Here is a 19,099-nt window from a genome sequence, read left to right on the forward strand (position 1 = left end):
TCATTTCCTTTTCTTGCGGGCAAGCACGGCGAGTGAGGATCGCAGACGTTCCTTGTTGGCGGCGATGGCCGCCTCGGCGCCCGGTTCGGTGCGAGCGAACGACAGCACCACTCCCACTGCGAGGAGAGAGGCGATGATCGAGGAGCCGCCGTAGGACACGAACGGCAGCGGCAGACCGATGACCGGCAGCAGTCCGGTGACGACGCCGATGTTGATTCCGGCCTGCCCGATGATGAGGGCGAAGAAGCCGGCAGTGGCGACCTGGACCATGAGACTGTTCGAACGCATCACCACGCGGACCATGGCGAAGCCGAGGACGGCGAAGATGAGAATGACGACGAGGGTGCCGACGAGGCCCAGCTCCTCTCCGATGATGGCGAAGATGAAGTCGTTGTGGGCTTCGGGCAGCCAGGACCATTTCTCACGGCTGGCGCCGAGCCCGACCCCCAACCATCCGCCGGAGGCCAGCGAGAACAGTCCGTGGTTGGACTGCCAGGCTTGGCCCATGGTGTCTGCAGCGCTCTGGTCCGCGTGACCGGTGAGCATCGCCTGGATGCGGTCAAGACGGTTCTGGGAGCTGAGGACGAAGAAGGTGACCGCCGCGGCGAGCACGCCACCCAGGAGGATGAAGTACTTCATCGGGAATCCGCCGACGAACAGGCAGACGACGGCCATGGCCATGATGACCAGGCCGGTGCCGAGGTCGTTGCCGGCCACGACGAGTCCGGCGGCGCCGAGGACTCCGGGCACGACGGGGATCATGGCATGGCCGAAGGTGGTCATCTTCCCGGCCTTCTGGGCGAGGATGAAGCCGAGCCACAGGGCGAGGGCGACCTTGAGGAACTCCGAGGGCTGGATCTGGAATCCGCCGAACCCGATCCAGTTCGCATTGCCCTTCGTCTCTTTGCCGAGTCCGGGGACGAAGACCGCCGCCTGCATGAGGAGTCCGCCGATGATGGCGAACCATGCGATCCGCTTCCAGAACTGCAGCGGCATCCGGCTCGCGATGTACATGAGGACGAGGCCGACCCCGGCGAACATCGCCTGCTTGTTGAAGTAGGCGAATGAGGAGCCGGCTCCCCCGTCGTAGGAAGTGATCGATGAGGCGGAGAGCACCATGACCAGGCCGAGTCCTGTGAGCAGGACGACGGAGGCGAGGATGAGGAAGTAGGTCGTCAGCGGGTGCGCGGAGAGGCTGGAGATGTCATCGCGCAGATGGATCCATGCCTTCTTGAGCACCGAGGCGGTCTTGTTCTTCCCCGCGGCCTTCGCAGGCTTCTTCGCCGCCCCCGCCTTCGGTCTGGAGTCGCGTGCAGCAGATGCCGACCTGCCGGTTCCTGACGAGCGCCTGCCTGCGGTCGTCGTCGGCGCTGTCTTCGCGGCAGACGCTGTGCCGGCAGACTTCGCGTTTCGCGCCTTCGGTGCGGTCTTGACCCCCGTCTGCTGCCGCCCGATCGTCGACTGTGACGTGGTCGACGTCGTCGGAGATGCGGAGACAGACGTCCTCGCAAGCTTGCGGCGGCGGCGTTCATCCGCCTTCGCGGTGGTCTGCCGTCCCATCTCAGCGCTCCAGGTGCGAGTTGACGGCCTCTGCGAAGAGGTCGCCGCGAGTGTTGTAGTTGAGGAACTGGTCCATGCTCGCTGCCGCCGGTGCCAGGAGAACGGTGTCTCCGGCTTCGGCCAACCGTGCGGCCGCGTCGACGGCGGCCGCGGCGACGGCCTCTCCGCGGCGTTTCGGGACTCCGGAGTCCACGGCCAGGGCCGGTTCGATGCGGACGACTTCGAGGTCGGGGATCGTCGCGGCGATGGCCTCACGGTAAGCCGAGTCGTCCGATCCGATGAGCACGAGTGCCTTCAGCCGTTCGCGGTGGTCGGCGAACAGCGAGGTGAAGTCGGCGCCCTTGGGCAGTCCCCCGGCGATCCAGATGATCGAGTCGAAAGCGGCCAGCGAGGCATTCGCGGCGTGGGTGTTCGTCGCCTTCGAATCGTCGACCCAGCGGATGCCGTCCGCCTCGGCGACGGTGACCATGCGGTGGGCGCCGAGCGAATGGTTCTGCAGTCCCGCAGCGATCGCCTGACCGGGCACGTCGATGGCGCGGGCCAGACAGGCTGCGGCCAGAGCATTGGCGACCTGGTGGGGGGCGGGCCGCGAACCCGCGACCCCGGTGGCCGTCGCCACATCGTCGAGGGAGGCGAGTTCGGCGGCCGATGAGTAGCGCTGCGGAATGAAGGCCCGGTCGACCAGCAGGTCCTCGACGACGCCGAGCTCGCCGGGGCGAGGCACACCGGTGGTGAAGCCGATGGCCTTGGCTCCTTCGATGACGTCGGCGTCCTCGACCATGTGCAGAGTCACCTCGTCGGTGCAGTTGTACACGCAGGCGAGCTTCGCATTGTGGAAGATCTTCGCTTTGTCCGCCGCATAGGCTTCGGCGCTGCCGTGCCAATCGAGGTGATCGGGAGCGATGTTGAGCACGGCTGCGGCGTCGGCGCTCATCGACTCCTGCCAGTGCAGCTGGAAGCTCGAGAGTTCGATCGCGAGGACCTCGAGGCCGGGTTCGAGCACGGCTTCAAGCAGCGGGGTGCCGATATTGCCGCAGGCCTTGGCCTTGAGCCCTGCTGCCAGCAGCATCGATTCGAGCATCGTCGTGGTCGTCGTCTTGCCGTTGGTGCCGGTGATGGCGAGCCATTTGGCGTCGTTGGTGCCGCGGATCCGCCACGCGAGTTCGACTTCGCCGATGATCGGGATGCCGGCCTTCGTTGCGGCCGCGAGCACCGGCTGGTCCGGACGCCATCCGGGTGAGGTGACGACGAGGTCGAATTCGCCCTCGGGCAGAGCTTCGACGTGTTCGGGTCCCCGTCGGATGTCGACGTCGAAGACCTCGAGGATCTGCGCCTTCTCGCTCACATCGGCGGTGGCGTCGCCGTCGATGACGATGACATCGGCGCCGCGTTCGCCGAGGTGGACGGCAGCGGGGAATCCCGTCACCCCGAGACCGGTGACGAGGATGCGCAGTCCGGCCAGGGATGAACTCGGTCCGTGCAGTGCGGCCGGGATCTCCTTGGTGGTGGGTTCATCAGCCAATGCGCGCCACCCAATCGGCGTAGAACAGGCAGATTCCGGCGATGACGAAGAGGGCGGCGATGATCCAGAACCTCACCACGATCGTCACTTCGGCCCAGCCCTTGAGTTCGAAGTGGTGCTGCAGGGGCGCCATGCGGAACACGCGTTTGCCGGTGGTCTTGAAGGAAGCGACCTGGATGATCACCGACAGGGTGATGATGACGAAGAGTCCGCCGAGGACGATGAGCAGCAGCTCGGTGCGCGACATGATCGCCAGTCCGGCGAAGGCACCGCCGATGGCCAGCGAACCGGTGTCGCCCATGAAGATCTTCGCCGGCGAGGTGTTGAACCACAGGAAGCCGAAGCAGGCCGCGGCCATGGCGCCGGCGACCATCGCGAGGTCGCGGGGGTCGCGCATGTAGTAGCAGGCGTTCGTGGCCTCGGACATGAGATTGCAGTTCTGGGTCGACTGCCAGGTGCCGATGACGACATAGGCGGCGAAGACGACCACCGAGGCGCCGGCGGCCAGTCCGTCGAGGCCGTCGGTGAGGTTCACCGCGTTCGAGACAGCGGTGACGATGAGGTTCGCCCAGATGACGAACAGGATGAGGCCGAGGATCGCCGAACCGAAGGCGAGGTCGAGGTTCGTGTCGCGGATGAACGACACCTTCGTCGACGCCGGGGTTTCACCGAAGGAGTTCGGGAACTGCAGCGCGAGCACGGCGAACGAGATTCCGACGAAGGCCTGGCCGATGAGCTTCGGCATGGGGCGCAGTCCCAGTGACCGCTGCTTCTTGATCTTGATGAAGTCGTCGAGGAAGCCGACGACCGCCAGTCCTGCGGCCAGCCACAGCACGAGCAGACCCGACGCTGTGGGCACGGAACCGGTGAACAGGTGTCCGAGCAGGTAGGCGAGCACTGCGGCGCCGATGATAACGACTCCGCCCATGGTCGGGGTTCCGCGCTTCGTCGCGTGCGAGGTCGGACCGTCGTCACGGACGAACTGGCCGTACCCTTTCTTGACGAGCACCCGGATGAACAGCGGTGTCCCGACGAGAGCGAAGATGAGAGCCAGGCAGGCTGCGAGCAGTACGGCAATCATTGGGCCCCCGATACTCCGGCGATTTCGTCTCCCAGATAGCGCAGACCGGCATCGCGGGAGGATTTGAACAGAACGATGTCGCCGGGAGCGAGTTCGGCGCTCAGAAGGTCCTTCGCCTCGGCCGCGGTGGCGACCCAGGCCGCCTCGTTGCCCCAGGAGCCTTCGAGGTTCGCAGCGTTGAAGATCGGCTTCGCGCCCTCTCCTACGACGATGGTGCGAGTGATGTTGAGGCGCACGACGAGTTCGCCGATGTCCGAGTGCGCGGACACCGATTCGGACCCGAGTTCGAGCATCTCGCCGAGCACGGCGAAGGTGCGACGTGGGCTGTTCTCCTCATCACCGCGGCCCATCGAGGCCAGGGTCTTCAAGGAGGCCCGCATGGATTCGGGGTTCGCATTGTAGGCGTCGTTGAGCACGGTCACGCCCGACGGCGAATCGATGAGCTCCATCCGCCAGCGACTGGCCGCCGAGGAGGTCGACAGCGTCGTGACGATCGATCTGGCCGCTACGCCGCAGGCGTGGGCGATGGCGGCTGCCGCCAGAGCGTTGCCGACGTGGTGCTCGCCGATGAGCGCCAGACGCACATCGCGGGGCTCCTCACCGGGCAGGGTGAGGGTGAACGTCGGATGACCGGAGGAATCCGTGGACACCGAGGTACCGCGCACGACCAGGTCGTCGGCACCGACCCATTCGGGCAGGGACTCACGCTGTGAGAACCACAGGGTGGTCACCTCTGGAGCGAGCACCTCGCGCATCGCCGATACGCGGGTGTCGTCGGCGTTGAGCACGGCGGTGGATCCGGCCGTCAGGGACTCGACGAGTTCGGCCTTCGCCCGCGCGGTGTTCTCGATCGAACCGAAGACTCCGGAGTGGGCGGTGCCCACGGCCAGCTCGACGGCGATATCTGGTCGGATGAGGCTCGTCAGATAGGCGAGGTTGCCGATCGACCGTGCGCCCATCTCGAGGACGAGGAAACGGGTGGTTTCGACCGCGCGCAGAGCTGTCAGCGGGACTCCGACCTCGTTGTTGTAGGAGTTCGGCGGCCACACGGTCTCCGCCTCACCCGAGAGCAGATCCGCGGCGAGGTCCTTCACCGTGGTCTTGCCGACGGAACCGGTGATCGCGATGACAGTGAGTTCGCCGTCTGTGCGCAGGCCTTCGATGCTGTGCTTGGCCAACTGGCCGAGCGCTTCGGTGGCATCGGCGACGACGACGACCGGCAGAGGTTCGTCGTCGATGGTGGGGACGGATTCGCCGATGATCAGGGCCGCTCCCGCCTCGACGGCGGCGGCGGCGAATTCGATGCCGTCGAAGCTCTCGCCTCGGCGGGCGACGTAGATATCGCCGGGTCCGACTTCTCTCGAGTCGGTCACCACACCGGCGGTCAATGGGGTCTCGGGGTCGATGCCGTACAACTCGCCGCCCAGGGCGGTTGCGATTTCGGCTGCAGTCAGTCGCTTCATATCATCTGTGAACTTTACCTGGTTGTGCGCCGCCCAGTCGCATGGACAGCGCTGAGCGTGTCCTGGCCCGGTCGTCGAAATCGGTGACCGTGGTGCCCACGGTCTGGCCTGTCTCATGCCCCTTGCCCGCGATGAGCACGGTCGCCGAGGCATCTGCTTCGGCAATCGCCTCATCGATGGCGGCACCGCGGTCCGGGACCTCGATGATCTTTTTCACACGGGCCCGTCCCGCATCCACCTCGGCGTCGATTCCCTGCCTGATGGCTGCACGGATCGTGTCGGGATCCTCGGTGCGCGGATTGTCGTCGGTGAGAACGATCACATCGGCTTCACGTGCCGCCGCCTGACCCATGCCGAAGCGCTTGCCGCGGTCGCGGTCGCCTCCGGCGCCGAAGACGATGATGAGCTCATCGGAGTCGGCGTGGAGCGTCGCCAGCGCCTTCGCGATCGCGTCGGGGGTGTGCGAGTAGTCGACGATGGCCCGCGGCAGGATGTCCGGGTGGGATTCGCTCAGCGCCCGCGGACCGGAGACATCGATGATCTCCATCCGTCCGGGCACCGTGGCCACGAAGCTGCGGCCGATGGCATCGATCTCTTCGCCACTGACGCCGGCCTCGATGAGCATCGAGGCCGCCAGGGCCGTATTCGTGACGTTGAAATCGCCTGGCAGCGGTGAGCGGAGCCGGATGCTCTCCCCGTCGTCGAGGTGGAGCACGAAGTCCGAAACGCCTGGGGTATGCTCGATGCGCCACTGGCTGCGTTCGTCTCGTCCCAGCGTGCGCACGGGCACCTGTGCGGCCGCCGTCATCCGCTCGCCCCATTCGTCTTCGACGACAATGACGGCTTTGTCGGAGAATGTGCGGGTGAACAGCTGGGCCTTCGCCTCGAAGTACTCCTCCATCGTGTTGTGGAAGTCGAGGTGATCCTGGGACAGGTTCGTGAACCCGGCGACGCTGAAGTGAGCCCCGTCGACGCGGTGCTGGCTGAGCGCGTGGGAGGAGACCTCCATCGCACAGGTGTCGACCTCGGCCGCGCGCATCTTCTTGAACAGGGCGTGCAGTTCGGGGGCCTCCGGAGTCGTGCGCACGCTGGGCACCGTATCGCCGGCGATGAGGATGGCGACAGTGCCGATGACGGCGGTGCGGTGGCCCAGTGCCGCGAGCATCCCGTCGGCCAGGTAGGTCGTCGTCGTCTTCCCGTTCGTTCCGGTGACTCCGATGAGCTCCGGCACCGAGGTGGTCCCGTAGACGGCAGCGGAGACGAACCCGAGCACGGCGCGGGGTGCTTCGACGATGAGAGCGGTGACTCCGGCGAGCAGGTCCCGGTCCGCCTCGTCCGTGCTCAGCGCTTCGGTGATGAGATGCCAGCCGGCATCGTCGGTGAGGATGGCGTCGACACCGGCGCGGATCAGCTCGGGGGCGAACTTCGCACCGTGAACGTTCGCTCCCGGCAGGGCGGCGTAGAGCTGACCGGGTGAGACCGCACGCGAGTCGTGGGAGACTCCGGTGACCTCTGTCTCGGGGTCACCGTGGAGGGTGCCGGGTGCGATCGGCAGCAGCTGTGAAAAGCGCATCATTTCCATTCTCGGGCGGGCAGGTCGGGCTTCTGCGTCGACGGTGGGATCTTGAGATGCCGCATGGCGAAGCCCGCGACATCGGAGAACACGGGGGCTGCGGCCTGTCCACCGTAGTAGCCGTTCCGAGGACGTTGCAAAGTCACCGAGATCGCGAGTTCGGGATCTTCGGCGGGCAGGACGCCGACGAAGGAGGCGGTGTATCCGTCATAGCCTCCGCCCTCGGCTGCCGGCGCCTGCGCGGTGCCGGTCTTCCCTGCGACCCTGTAGCCGGAGACCTGGGCGGACTTGCCCGTGCCTTCGGCCACGACGCCTTCGAGCATGCGCAGGGTCTCGTCGGCGGCCTTCTTGCTGACGACGCGTTCCTTCTCTCCTGCGGGGGTGGAGATGGTGCGTCCGTTCGGGGAGATCATCCCGTCGACGAGGCGGGAGGGCACGTGGACTCCCCCGTTGGCGATGGTGGAGATGACGTCGGTCGTCTGGATCGCGTTCGCGGCCACACCCTGACCGAACATCACGGTGTACTTCGTACGTCCGTCCCACTCCTCGTACGGATGCAGGATGCCCGAGGTCTCGGCCGGGAAGTCGATTCCCGAACTGGTGCCGAAGCCGAACTTCTTCATGTATTCGTAGCGCTGGGCCTCGGTGAGTTCCTTGCCCGCCAGCACGGTGCCGGTGTTCGAGGATTGGGCGAGGATTCCGGCGAAGGTGAGCTTCTCGTCGGGGTGCTCGTGGGAGTCGCGGAACTCCTCGTCGTTCGGTGCCTTCCACTTGTCCGGGACGGTGAACTCCTGTTCGGGAGTGACGAGTCCCTGGTCGAGCAGCGCTGCGGCGGTGACCATCTTCGCGGTCGAACCGGGCTCGAACATGTCGGTGAAGATGCGCGAACCGCGGTCGGGGCCGTCGACCTTGCCCGGGGAGTTCGGGTCGACGGTGGGAGCATCCGCGGCGGTGATGATGCGTCCCGTCTTGATCTCTTTGATGACGATCGACGCGGATTCGGCTTCGTGCTTCTTCCGCTGCTCTTCGATGGCCTGCTGTGCGTAGTACTGCATCGCCGGGTCGATCGTCGTCTGCAGGCCCTGGCCGTCGACGGCGTCCTTCATGTTGTTGTCGCCGAGAGGGATGATCTCTCCGCGTGCTCCGCGTTCGTACTGCTGCTGGCCGTCCTTGCCCGACAGCTGTTCGTCATAGGCCGATTCGAGACCGGCCTGGGCCGTGCCGTCGGAGCTGAGGAACCCGACGAGGTTGCCGGCGACTCCGCCGGCAGGGTATGAGCGCACGGAGTACTCCTCGGCGGAGATGCCGAGGACCTCGAGCTTCTTCACCGCACGCCAGGTCTCCGAGGTCAGCCCCTTCGCAACGGGGTTCCATCGCTTGTCGCCGACGAGTTTCGGATAGAGGACACCGGGGTCGGTCTTCAGCGGCTTCGACAGGGCTTCGGCTGCGCCCCAGGCTCCGACGAGCTTGCCGTCGACTTCGTACTGGGCGACGTTCTGCTGATCGACGACGAGCTGGTAACGGGAGACGCTGTCGGCGAGCACTGTGCCGTCGGCGGCCAGGATCTGTCCGCGATCGGCCGGCAGGGTCCGAGTGACCAGGCGATTCGACAGCGCCTTCTCCGCCAGCTTCATCGAATCCATACCCTGAATGGATACGAGGCGGACGGAGGTGATGAGGAGGACGAGGACCGACACCGCGGCGATGAAGCCCATCCGCCAACGCAGATCGGGGCCACCGCCCTTGCGCTTCTTCTTCAGTCGGGTCTTGGCTGGGCCCATAGCTTGAGTCCTCGGTCCTTGGTGTGGTCGGCGAATGTGTCGGTCAGGCCGTTCCCTGGTCCCGGTGAGCTCGGACTACTTCGGCGCCTCCTGGCTCGGAGCCGCCACGTCCTGGCTCGGGCTGCCCCCGACGACCGGGAGCTTCTCATCCGATCGTAGATTGGGTCGGATGTCATCACGTGTATCGGCGCGCGGGCCGGGCACGACTGTGGGCTCTTTCTCACCGCTGACGTCGATTCCGGGGGCGTCGATCATCTTCCCGGTCTTCGCGTCGAGGAATTCCGGTGAGGAATCACGGACGAGACCGAGCTCTTCGGCGGCCAAGGCGATGTTCTGCGGGGACTCACGGTACGAGTTGTCTTCGACGAGGCGGTCCTTCTGCTCGGCCAGAGCTTCCTTCTCACTCGTCAGCTGGTCGACCTTGTAGGAGGTGTTGGCGACGAAGATGTTGAGCAGCAGCACGGCCACGAGGGTGGCGAGAAGGATCCCCACGCACAGCATGGAGAAGGGCAGACGGGACTTCGGCAGTTCGAACTTGAGCAGCCGCAGCCTCGCCCCACCCTGCTGACCACCGGCCTCTTCGAACCGGCGCGGACGTTCGGGGAAGTTATGCTGACCGGCTCTTGCCGAGGAATTGCTCACGATCGTGCCTCCCTGATCTTCTGCACTGCCCGCAGTCGGACGCTTGCCGCCCGCGGGTTGGTCTCTGCTTCTTGCTCATCAGCCATTTCGGCGCCCCGGATGATCTCGGTCAGCCAGGGCTGGTGCTCTTCGGGCACGACCGGCAGATCCGGCGGCGCCGAGGAGGTCGTGGCCGCTCGGAAGGTCTTCTTCACGATCGTGTCCTCCAATGACTGGTAGGACTCGATGACGGCCACTCCCCCGATGTGCAGCGCTTCCAGTGCCGCCGGCAGTGCGGTGCGCAGCACCCCGAGCTCGTCGTTGACCTCGATGCGCAGGGCCTGAAAGGTGCGTTTGGCGGGATGCGACTTCTTTTTCGTCTGCGGGATCACTCGGGAGAGCATGGCCGCGAGCTGGTCCGAGGTCTCCCACGGGGTGTCGACTCGGTCGGTGACGATGATCTTCGCGATCTTGCCGGCCAGCTTCTCCTCTCCGTATTCGCGGAGGATGCGGCGCAGCTCGGATTCCGAGTAGGTGGCCAGCACTTTCTCCGCCGTGAGCTCCTGGGTGCGGTCCATGCGCATGTCCAGGGGCGCCGGCCGGGAGTAGGAGAATCCGCGTTCGTCCTCGTCGAGCTGCAGTGAGGACACTCCCAGGTCGAGCAGGATCGCGCTGATCTCTGAGATGCCGAGGTCGGCGAGGACCTCGGGCAGCTCGTCGTCGACTGCGTGGACGATATCGATGCGGTCAGCGAAGGGGGCCAGGCGTTTCGCGGCGATGTCGATGGCCTGCAGATCACGGTCGATGCCGACGAGGTGGACATCGTCGAAGGCCGTGAGGACGGCTTCGGCGTGACCGCCCATTCCGAGCGTGCCGTCGACGACGACCGGGGTGTGGCCCGCGCCCCTGGCGGCTTCGACGCCGACGCCGATGAGTTCGACCACGCGCGTCAGGAGCACCGGTACGTGCTGAGCTGTCATTCGTGAGTCCTTCATACGGGGGTGGTCGGGGGTGCGCTGCTGGAGCCAGAACCTTGACCGCCGTGGCCCTGCCACCGGGGAAGTGTGTCAGGACGTCCGAGCTTCGGAAACGGGGAAGTTCCCCGAAACTCGAGCACGGCGGGCAAGGATCAAACCCGAGCAGAATCAGATCACTCCGGGGATCACCTCCTCCTCGCGTTCGGCGAAGGCCTGCTGAGCGCCGACGAGGTAGTCCTCCCAGGTCGGTGCATCCCAGATCTCGACTCGGTTGCCCATGCCGATCACTGCGACTTCCCGATCGAGTGATGCGTACTGCCGCAATATGTTCGGGACCGTGATGCGTCCCTGTTTGTCCGGTTGGTCCGCAAATGCCGCCGACAGGAACACACGCTGGTAATCGCGGGCTTCCTTATTCGTCTTCGGCGCGTTCTGGATTCGCGCGTGCTCGGCTTCGAACTCCGTGGTGGGGAACAGGGTGAGGCAGTTCTCCTGGCCACGGGTCAGAACGAGTCCGGGCGACAGCTCCTCGCGGAACTTTGCGGGCAGGATGAGGCGACCTTTGTCGTCGAGCTTCTGCATATGAGTGCCCAAGAACATGTCGTCTCACCCCTTTCGAAACCCATCGGCTCCGATAGCAACCACAGTACTCCACTTCCCTCCACATATTCCAGCTTTTCGCTTCAACGATGCTCCTGACTCATTGTTTTCCCAGGTCAGATAGGTGGAGGAAAGTGGGGAAAATTTCTCGAAGGCGCGTCGCGGGAGTGTCGGATGCGGGAAGAACGGCGGGCCCGCGAAGGCGGTGGGCTGCCTCGGCGAGGACGATGAGAACGGCACAGATCCGCGAGAATCCGGGGATCACGGGCGAGACCCGCGCCGAGGTGGAGGCGAGTGGGGAGGAAAGTGGAGGGTCCGCGTGGAGGAAAGTGGGGAGTGGGGTGGGGCGCCTCGGGGAGGGCGTGGGAGTGGGGAGGAGAAGGGAGTGACGAAGCTGAAAGAAACTCGTGTGGCTGGGGTGCGGGCTTTAAGGGACAATGGAGGGTATGTCGACCAGCCAAGAAGGTACACAGACCAATTCCGTGATCGGCGCCGAACACATCGAGTGGGTGCAGAATCTGACCTCGCGGGCACGCACCGCGATGAACTCGGTGCTCGAGGGCAAGGATGAGGCCGTCGGCCTCTCACTCATCGCACTGCTCGCCGGCGGACATGTCCTCCTCGAAGACGTCCCCGGCGTCGGCAAGACCCTGTTGGCCCGTGCCATGGGCAAGGTCGTCGACGGTTCCGTGCGCCGCATCCAGTTCACCCCGGACCTGCTGCCCACCGACGTCGTGGGTGTGAACCTGTTCAACCAGGAGACTCGTCACTTCGAGTTCCGACAGGGACCGGTGTTCGCGAACATCGTCATCGCCGACGAGATCAACCGTGCGTCCCCGAAGACGCAGTCGGCGATGCTCGAGTGCATGGCCGAAGGTCAGGCGACGATCGACGGGCAGACCTATCCGATGCCCACGCCGTTCATCGTCGTCGCCACTCAGAATCCGATCGACATGGAGGGCACCTACGCTCTGCCCGAGGCGCAGCGCGACCGCTTCCTCACCCGTATCTCCCTGGGATATCCGGCGACGTCCGACGAGGTCGATCTGCTGGACAACCAGATCCAGAATGATCCCCTCGAGACCGCTGCCGCGGTGACGAACCTCGAGCAGATCACTCAGGCCCGCACCATCGTCCGCCATGTCTCCGCCAGCCGGCAGCTGCGCGAGTACATCGTGGCGATCCTCCATGCCACCCGCAACGATCAGGCGATCCTGCTCGGCAGCTCCCCGCGCGGCGGCGTCCATCTGCTGCGGGCGGCGAAGGCACGCGCGGCACTGTCGGGGCGCACCTTCGTCACCCCCGACGATGTGCAGGCTCTGGCCCCGTACATCCTCGCCCACCGCATCATCCCCCGCGACGGAGACGACGCAGATCTAGCTGCCGACCTCATCGGTCGGGTGCTGTCCCGCGTGCCCGTCTCCGCGAACCAGTGACCGCATGCGACTGAGCACTTCGGGCATCATCTTCGTCCTGGCCGGGGCGGCCCTGATCATCACGGCCTACCGCTTCGCGCTGCCTGGCCTGCTGCCGGCCGGTCTGCTGCTGCTCGGCCTGGTCCTGCTCTCGGCGTTGCTCATCCTATGGGGCACCCGTCGGGTGTCGATCGCGATGAGCACGAACCTCCACGAAGTGGCGCTGTCTCCTTCGGGAGACCGCTACCCGCTGGCCGCCGAAGGCAAAGAGGTCGAAGTCCAGGCGCGCGTGACGAATGTCGGCCAGCTCGCGATTCCCGCCGCGACGATCGATTTCACCCCGGCCGAGGGATTCGGCGACTCCACCTCCGGTGATGTCCCGGCTCTGGCCCATGGGGCATCGCAGACGGTGCTGACGTCGTTCACCCCCAATCGCCGCGGTGTCTCCGGGATCGATGCGGTCCTCATCACCGTGTTCGGACCCTTCGGCCTGGTGAAGATGAAGAAGAAGGCCCACGGGGCCTTCCCCGTGGCCGTGTCCGTGCCGATCCTGCCTGCGCGCATCCCGCAGGATTCGTCGATCCGGCCCTCCCGCCTCGACGACGGCAAGGTCCGCACCGGACACACCACCCGGGACTTCCACACACGTGAGTACGTGCCCGGCGATGATCTGCGGCATGTGCATTGGCCCTCGACGGCGAAGTCCGGCGAGCTCATGGTCCGGCACGAAGCCGATGAGGAGACGCTCCATTCGCTCATCCTCATCGACCTCGTCGCCGATGAGGGCGCCGAGGAGCCGAGCGACCTCGAGATCGAGTTCCTGCTGGCCGCGGCGACCGCGGCCGGAACCGCGTTCCTCAAGGCCGATTACGAAGTCAATGTCGTCGCTCCCGGACACCAGATCAGATTCAAAGGAGCCCGCGAGATCGACAAGCTGCGTCTGCTCTCCGCCCTTGTGCGCCCGGGCAGGGTCGAACTGCCCTCGCACGACAACCCCAACCACATCGTCATCTGCTCCGTCGGCGACCAGCGCGGGCAGGAACTCGCCTCGCACTTCTCCCGCCGCGTGCCGGTGACTCTGCGCACGCTCAGCGAGATCGACGATCTGACGATGCTCGGTCTCAGCGAGGACCTGCCGGAGTCCTGGACGACGTTCGAGTCCAAGCGCTCTCGCAGCGGCACCGGTCTGACCTCGGCCGAACCCGGACCGGGAACTGCCGGTGCCGGCAGCGCGTCCGCGGCTCCGGGTGGTGCGAGCTGGACTCCGCAGGGGGTGCGCCGATGAGTCTGAATACTCCCGACACACGTCTGCGCGGAGCCGATTCCGAGTCTCCGGCGAACGGCTATTCGGCTCCCTCGTCGACGGGCGATGAGCGCCCGAGCACGGGCTGGCTCGAGGCGATCGTCGTCTTCGTCGCCATGGCCCTTACCGCTGTCGCCTTATCGGCGGTGTTCAAGGACTTCGCCTGGGTCTCGCCCGTCCTGGTCGCCGTCGCCGTCGTCGTCATCGTCGGCGCCGTGTTCCGCACCGTTCCGGCACTGCGCTCGACCGGCACCGCGGTCATCGCCCAGTGCGTGGCCGGTCCCATCGCGGTCTTCATCGTCTGCGCCGGGGATTCGCTTCTGCTCGGGTTCATCCCGACCGGTGAGTCCTTCGGAACGGTGATCGATCTGCTCTCCGAGGGGGTCAGCGACCTCTACGCGACCGCTCCCCCGGCGGCGAGCACACCGGGCTTCATCGCGATGCTCACGATCGCTTTCACCCTCATCACGATCCTCATCGACGGCCTCGTCTCGGATCTGCGGGCACCGAAGGTCGGCGGTGTGCTGCTGCTCGTGCTGTGGATGATCCCCGTCTACTTCGCCGCGCAGGAGGTGAAGTGGTGGCACATCGTCGCGATCCTCGCGGCGTTCCTGCTGCTCATGCTCAGCCCCTATCTGCCCGCGACCCGGTGGCGCGGAGGAATGACGGCGATCCTCGCCGGAGCTCTGGCTCTGGCGATCGGCATCGGCCTGCCCCTTCTGCTGCCCCCGGTGCCCACCCTGCCCGACCGGGCCTCGAAGGGCCAGGGCGACCTGACGGTGACGAACCCATTCCTCAACCTGCGCCAGAACCTCGGCGACCGGGATGACAAGACGCTGTTCAGCTACCAGACGACGGACGAGGACGCGGATCCGATCCGGTTGACCTCGATCGATGACTTCGACGGTGAGAACTGGGCACCGAGCCCGTTCAGCCTCGATCCGTTCGCGATCGCCGCCGACGGAATGCCATGGCCCGCGGGGATGCCGCGGGACAAGAACTTCAAGGAGCAGACGATCAGCGTCGCCGTCGGCGACGACTACGACCAGCAGTACCTGCCGTCTCCGTATGCTCCGCAGCAGCCGAAGGACCTGAGTCGTCGGTGGATCTTCGACGAGAAGACCTTGACGGTCGTCGGCAACGGTGAGAAGACCGGTGGACTGCAGTATTCGATGGACTATCTGTCCCCGAATCCCGACGTCGAGGATCTGCAGTCGGCAACTCCAGTGTCCGAGAGCGACTTCGAGACCGAACTCGCCGTCCCCGACTCCCTGCCGACCAGCGTGAAGGAGACCGCAGAGCGGGTCACCGCCGATGCGGATAACCAGTGGGAGGCCGCAGTCATGCTGCAGGCGTACTTCCGCGGCGGCGATTTCGAGTATTCGCTCGATGCCCCCGAACGGGCCAGCGGCGACGCGATCTCGGACTTCCTGGCGGATAAGCAGGGCTACTGCGTCCAGTTCTCCTCGGCCATGACGATCATGGCCCGGACGATGGGAATTCCGGCCCGCATCGGCGTCGGATACGCCGGCGGGGACGAAGCCGAGAACGGCGTCGACGTGAGCATGCAGGATTCGCATGCCTGGCCGGAGCTCTACTTCGAAGGTGCCGGCTGGGTGCGCTTCGAACCCACCCCCGGCGGTCCCGCCGGAGATCCGCCGAAGTGGACCCTCGCCGATGGCGCCGACCAGCAGGAGGAGGGCGACGAGTCGGAGTCTGCGAGCCCGAGCGAAGAGCCGAGCGAATCTGCTTCGCCGACCGGTGGCTCCGAGGAACCCACCGAGGAGGAGACGAGCACTCCGGCCGCAGAGCCGGCCGGTTCGAACTTCGGCACTGTCTTCGGCATCGCTGCGATCGTGCTCGTCCTGCTGCTGCTCGCGGCACTGCCTGCGATCTGGCGTTCGATCCTGCGCTCGCGCAGGACGAAGGATCCGCAGAACCTCGAGGCGGTGTGGACTGAGGTCCGTGCTCTGGCCACCGACTACGGGCAGAGCTTGGATTCGAGTCGGACACTGCGCTTCAACGAGCTCGTGCTCGCCGGTGCCGTCCCTGCAACCGGCGCTGCCGGCGGTGGTGGCACCGAGGCTGCGGATACCTCGAGTACCACCGGTACGGATGCCGGCTCCACGGCGCCAGAGATCGATCCGGACACCGGCGAACCGATGCGAAAGACCGCCGCCGAGGCGGCTGCCGGTTCCGGTGCCGCCGTGCAGAACGCAGAAGCTGCCGGTTTCTCGACGTTCGATCGTTCGGATGAACGGCTGCGACGTCTGAGCAGTCCGGCCCCGTCGCGTCCGTCAGAGTCGGGTCATGATGACTCTGCGCTCGGAGCGTTCGTCGATGCCCTCGAAGCTCAGCGCTACGGTGCGGCTACCGAGGCGCTCGATGACTCGGAGGTGCAAGCGCTCGTCGACGAGGTGAGGACGGACTTGTCGGAGCGGGCCACGCCGGGCAGTCGGATCTCTGCGAAGATCTGGCCGGCCAGCCTGTTCAATCGTCCGAAATGACGAGGAGCTGACGATCCAGGCCGATACCTGGCGGTCCTGGTCGATGTGCGAAGAGGCGGTCCTGCGGGGCCGCCTCTTCGCTGTCACGCAGAGCCTGGACCCTCCATGCGAGAGTCTGGGACCTCAGTGCACTGCCGCGTGTTTCGCGTTCTCACGATCGAGTACACGCAGGGCGAGCAGGCCGCGCACGGCGGCGATGGGCTTCACCAGCGGATGTTCTCCGAACCGGTAGTCTCCCCCGCGGACCAGTCGTCGTGCAAGGTCCGGGCGCATCTGCCACAGGTGGTCACGGGCTTTCTCGGCATGATGGGAGTTCGAGACGATGCTGATCGTTGTGGCCGGGGTGAGTTCGCGGTCGATGATGGGGATCGCGTTGGCGATGTTCTCCCACGTCGTTGTGCTCTGCGCTTCCAGCACAGTTCGGCCGGCGAAGCCGAGTTCGTCCCGGGCGAAGCGTTCGAGGATGAGGGCCTCCGGTGTTCGTCCTGTGACGGCCCCTCCGCAGAGGATGAGGAGAGTCGACCGGGCTGTCGGATCGATCGACCGCAGACCCGCGCGGACCCTAAACCGGTTGATTCCGTTCGGTCGCTGACCGCGGTTTGCATATCCGAGGACGATGATGATCTGGTCACTGTCGGCTGTGGTCAGGGCCCGAGTGTCCGGACACGACCACCGGTCGCTCCGTGGTCGCCGGTCAGCAGAGCCAGAGCTATCACAGTCTCCCAGCCGACGACGGCTCGATCGCCAGTGGGCCGCCTCGGCGAAGAGGAAGACGCCGGCAAAGACGCCAAGGACAGTACCGGCGAACACGCGGACCGGCTTTGAAAAAGGCACTCTCATATCGAGAGTGCCTTGATCGTCCTGAGCAGGATCATTCGCCGCGCTGGCGCTTCTCCCACCGGTCTTCCATTCGGCTCATGAAGCCGGAGTTGCCCTTGGCACCGGTCTTCGCTCCGGAGTTCCGAGAGTCCGTCTGAGTGGTGTGCACATGGCCGGGACGGCTGAACGCCCAGTACATTCCGGCGACCATGAGGCCGAAGCCGACGACGCCGAGGGCGATCCACCAGGCGGAGCTGGAGACGAGCGAGATCGCGAGGATCGTCGCGGCCAGCCCGGCGAGTGCGATGAGGATACCGAGGACGAAGCGCTTCGCCGAGAACCCGGGCCCCGTGGCAGCGGCCTGGGTTTCCGAGATATTCCGGGCAAAACGAGGGTCTTCACTGCGCAGCTGCTTCTCAAGTTGATCCAACAGCTGCTGTTCGTGATCGGAGAGTGGCATCTCGAACCCCCGTTTCGCTTCCCAAGTCTTTCCCCCAATCATAGTCTCTGAGGGCCGAAAAAACATCTCCGGGGGCCGTCAGGAGCCGGATTCCCACGGGGTCTTCAGACTGTGCTCCCGCTCACCCGCTCTCAGGCCTCGGGGCGTTTGCGCAGAAGCGAGGCCTGCGAGATCGCTTCGCTGCCGAATCGCCGCCTCACCTCGTCGAGGGCGACCTCGGCTTCACGTCCGGAATGTTCTGGTTCGTCCAAGGTGGCCTGCCGTCCGGTGACGGCGAAATCGCTGAGGCCGGCGGCTCGGACGCCGAGCAGCCTGACTCCCTGGGAGCGCTGCTCACGCAGTTTGCGCAGAGCCGGGCGCAGCGCCTCGTACATCTCCCGGGCCAGATCCGTCGGCGCCGACAGAGTCACAGACCTCGACAGAGTCGTAAAATCGCCGAGACGGTACTTCAGTCCGAGGCTTGTGGCGACCTTTCCTTCTGCGCGGACTCGGTAGGCGACCTTGTCAGCGAGGCGCAGCAGTTCGTGTTCGAGCACGGCGATGTCCCAGATGTCCTCGCCGAAGGTGTTCTCAGCACTGATCGAGTGTTCCTTGGCCTGGTGGTCGAAACCGGACGAGTCCTGACCGTGGGCAGCCCGCCACAGCTGATGGCCGTGCGCACCGAAGACTCGTGCGGCCCAATCCTCGTCGACTGCGGCGAGGTCGCCGATGAGGCGGATTCCATAGCGGAAGAAGCCCTCCTGCGTCTTCTCCCCCACCCCGGGCAGGGCTTCGATCGGCATCGGGTCGAGGAACTGCTGGGTCGCGGCCGCGGGTACGAGCAGCTGGCCGTTCGGCTTCGCCCTCGTCGAGGCGAGTTTGGCCACGACGCGGCTGACGGCGATGCCCACCGAGGCGCTCAGACCGGTGCGCTCCTGGATCTGGGCTCGCAGCTGGGTGGTGATCTCCACCGGAGAGCCGAGCCGGCGCACGGCTCCGGAGACATCGATATAGGCTTCGTCGACGCTGACCTGCCGTACGTCGGGGGTCACCTCGGCGACGAGATCGAAGACTTGGCGGGAGTACGAGGAGTACAGACCGTGGGAAGGCGGGATCACCTCGGCGACGGGGCACAGGTTCATGGCCCGCGACATCGGCATCGCCGCATGGACTCCGAACTCGCGGGCTTCATAGCTGGCCGAGACGACGACTCCGCGTCCGCTGCGTCCGCCGACGATGACGGGGCGGCCGACGAGATGCGGGCGACTGAGCAGCTCGACGGAGACGAAGAACGAGTCCATGTCGAGGTGGAGCATGGTGGCGCCGGAGTCGTCCGTGCCCAGACGGCTCAGATCACCTCCGGATCGTGCCAGCTGCTTCCGACTCATCGCCTGCCCCTCGCGCTTGTTCCTTTCGGCTCCGCCGAACAGTCCAGGTA

At 65.8% G+C, this 19,099-nt stretch carries 15 protein-coding genes; 3 read left to right on the forward strand and 12 right to left on the reverse strand.

The window, feature by feature from the left end:
- The 9 genes from ftsW to mraZ form a co-directional block, all read right to left on the reverse strand.
- Nucleotides 1–1,560: a putative lipid II flippase FtsW gene (ftsW, locus tag ACOZ9V_RS11025; RefSeq protein ID WP_434589946.1), complete on the reverse strand. Its 1,560-nt coding sequence runs from the start codon at nt 1,558–1,560 to the stop codon at nt 1–3.
- A gap of 1 nt (nt 1,561) precedes the next feature.
- Complete coding sequence (murD, locus tag ACOZ9V_RS11030) at nt 1,562–3,082, reverse strand: UDP-N-acetylmuramoyl-L-alanine--D-glutamate ligase (RefSeq protein WP_434589949.1); 1,521 nt, start codon at nt 3,080–3,082, stop codon at nt 1,562–1,564.
- Entirely contained in the window at nt 3,075–4,163 is a 1,089-nt protein-coding gene (mraY, locus tag ACOZ9V_RS11035; protein ID WP_139469765.1) for a phospho-N-acetylmuramoyl-pentapeptide-transferase, read from the reverse strand. Before mraY ends, murD begins: the two co-directional genes overlap by 8 nt.
- Complete coding sequence (locus tag ACOZ9V_RS11040) at nt 4,160–5,626, reverse strand: UDP-N-acetylmuramoyl-tripeptide--D-alanyl-D-alanine ligase (RefSeq protein ID WP_139908251.1); 1,467 nt, start codon at nt 5,624–5,626, stop codon at nt 4,160–4,162. Before ACOZ9V_RS11040 ends, mraY begins: the two co-directional genes overlap by 4 nt.
- Nucleotide 5,627: 1 nt before the next feature.
- A complete protein-coding gene (locus tag ACOZ9V_RS11045) occupies nt 5,628–7,199 on the reverse strand; it encodes a UDP-N-acetylmuramoyl-L-alanyl-D-glutamate--2,6-diaminopimelate ligase (RefSeq protein WP_434589953.1) in 1,572 nt (523 codons plus the stop codon).
- Nucleotides 7,199–8,980, reverse strand: a complete 1,782-nt coding sequence (locus ACOZ9V_RS11050) for a peptidoglycan D,D-transpeptidase FtsI family protein (RefSeq protein ID WP_139908253.1) — start codon at nt 8,978–8,980, stop codon at nt 7,199–7,201. Before ACOZ9V_RS11050 ends, ACOZ9V_RS11045 begins: the two co-directional genes overlap by 1 nt.
- 75 nt (nt 8,981–9,055) lie before the next feature.
- Nucleotides 9,056–9,622: a hypothetical protein gene (locus tag ACOZ9V_RS11055; protein ID WP_139908254.1), complete on the reverse strand. Its 567-nt coding sequence runs from the start codon at nt 9,620–9,622 to the stop codon at nt 9,056–9,058.
- Nucleotides 9,619–10,581, reverse strand: coding sequence for a 16S rRNA (cytosine(1402)-N(4))-methyltransferase RsmH (gene rsmH / locus ACOZ9V_RS11060; protein WP_259358850.1), 963 nt, complete (start codon nt 10,579–10,581; stop codon nt 9,619–9,621). The genes ACOZ9V_RS11055 and rsmH overlap by 4 nt, the downstream gene beginning before the upstream one ends.
- 165 nt (nt 10,582–10,746) lie before the next feature.
- A complete protein-coding gene (gene mraZ, locus ACOZ9V_RS11065; protein WP_039208349.1) occupies nt 10,747–11,178 on the reverse strand; it encodes a division/cell wall cluster transcriptional repressor MraZ in 432 nt (143 codons plus the stop codon).
- A gap of 446 nt (nt 11,179–11,624) precedes the next feature.
- Between mraZ and ACOZ9V_RS11070 the strand changes: the two genes are divergently transcribed.
- From ACOZ9V_RS11070 to ACOZ9V_RS11080, 3 genes are read left to right on the forward strand one after another with little or no spacing between them, the layout of a single operon-like run.
- A complete protein-coding gene (locus tag ACOZ9V_RS11070; RefSeq protein WP_101546280.1) occupies nt 11,625–12,614 on the forward strand; it encodes an AAA family ATPase in 990 nt (329 codons plus the stop codon).
- Between the two features lie 4 nt (nt 12,615–12,618).
- A complete protein-coding gene (locus ACOZ9V_RS11075; RefSeq protein ID WP_434589958.1) occupies nt 12,619–13,878 on the forward strand; it encodes a DUF58 domain-containing protein in 1,260 nt (419 codons plus the stop codon).
- On the forward strand, nt 13,875–16,403 hold the full coding sequence (locus tag ACOZ9V_RS11080; protein ID WP_434589961.1) for a transglutaminaseTgpA domain-containing protein: 2,529 nt from the start codon (nt 13,875–13,877) through the stop codon (nt 16,401–16,403). The genes ACOZ9V_RS11075 and ACOZ9V_RS11080 overlap by 4 nt, the downstream gene beginning before the upstream one ends.
- A 123-nt stretch (nt 16,404–16,526) precedes the next feature.
- On the opposite strand, the gene ACOZ9V_RS11085 is transcribed toward ACOZ9V_RS11080, so the two are convergent.
- The 3 genes from ACOZ9V_RS11085 to dinB form a co-directional block, all read right to left on the reverse strand.
- Nucleotides 16,527–17,213: a YdcF family protein gene (locus ACOZ9V_RS11085; protein ID WP_229664118.1), complete on the reverse strand. Its 687-nt coding sequence runs from the start codon at nt 17,211–17,213 to the stop codon at nt 16,527–16,529.
- Nucleotides 17,214–17,274: 61 nt separating this feature from the next.
- Nucleotides 17,275–17,682 (reverse strand): DUF3040 domain-containing protein, encoded by a 408-nt coding sequence (locus ACOZ9V_RS11090; protein ID WP_139469756.1) that lies wholly within the window; start codon nt 17,680–17,682, stop codon nt 17,275–17,277.
- A 131-nt stretch (nt 17,683–17,813) separates the two neighbouring features.
- Nucleotides 17,814–19,049: a DNA polymerase IV gene (gene dinB, locus ACOZ9V_RS11095; RefSeq protein ID WP_181271728.1), complete on the reverse strand. Its 1,236-nt coding sequence runs from the start codon at nt 19,047–19,049 to the stop codon at nt 17,814–17,816.
- Between the last annotated feature and the right edge of the window lie 50 nt (nt 19,050–19,099).

This window comes from Brevibacterium sp. 1718, from assembly GCF_051131255.1.
GTDB lineage: Bacteria > Actinomycetota > Actinomycetes > Actinomycetales > Brevibacteriaceae > Brevibacterium > Brevibacterium sediminis.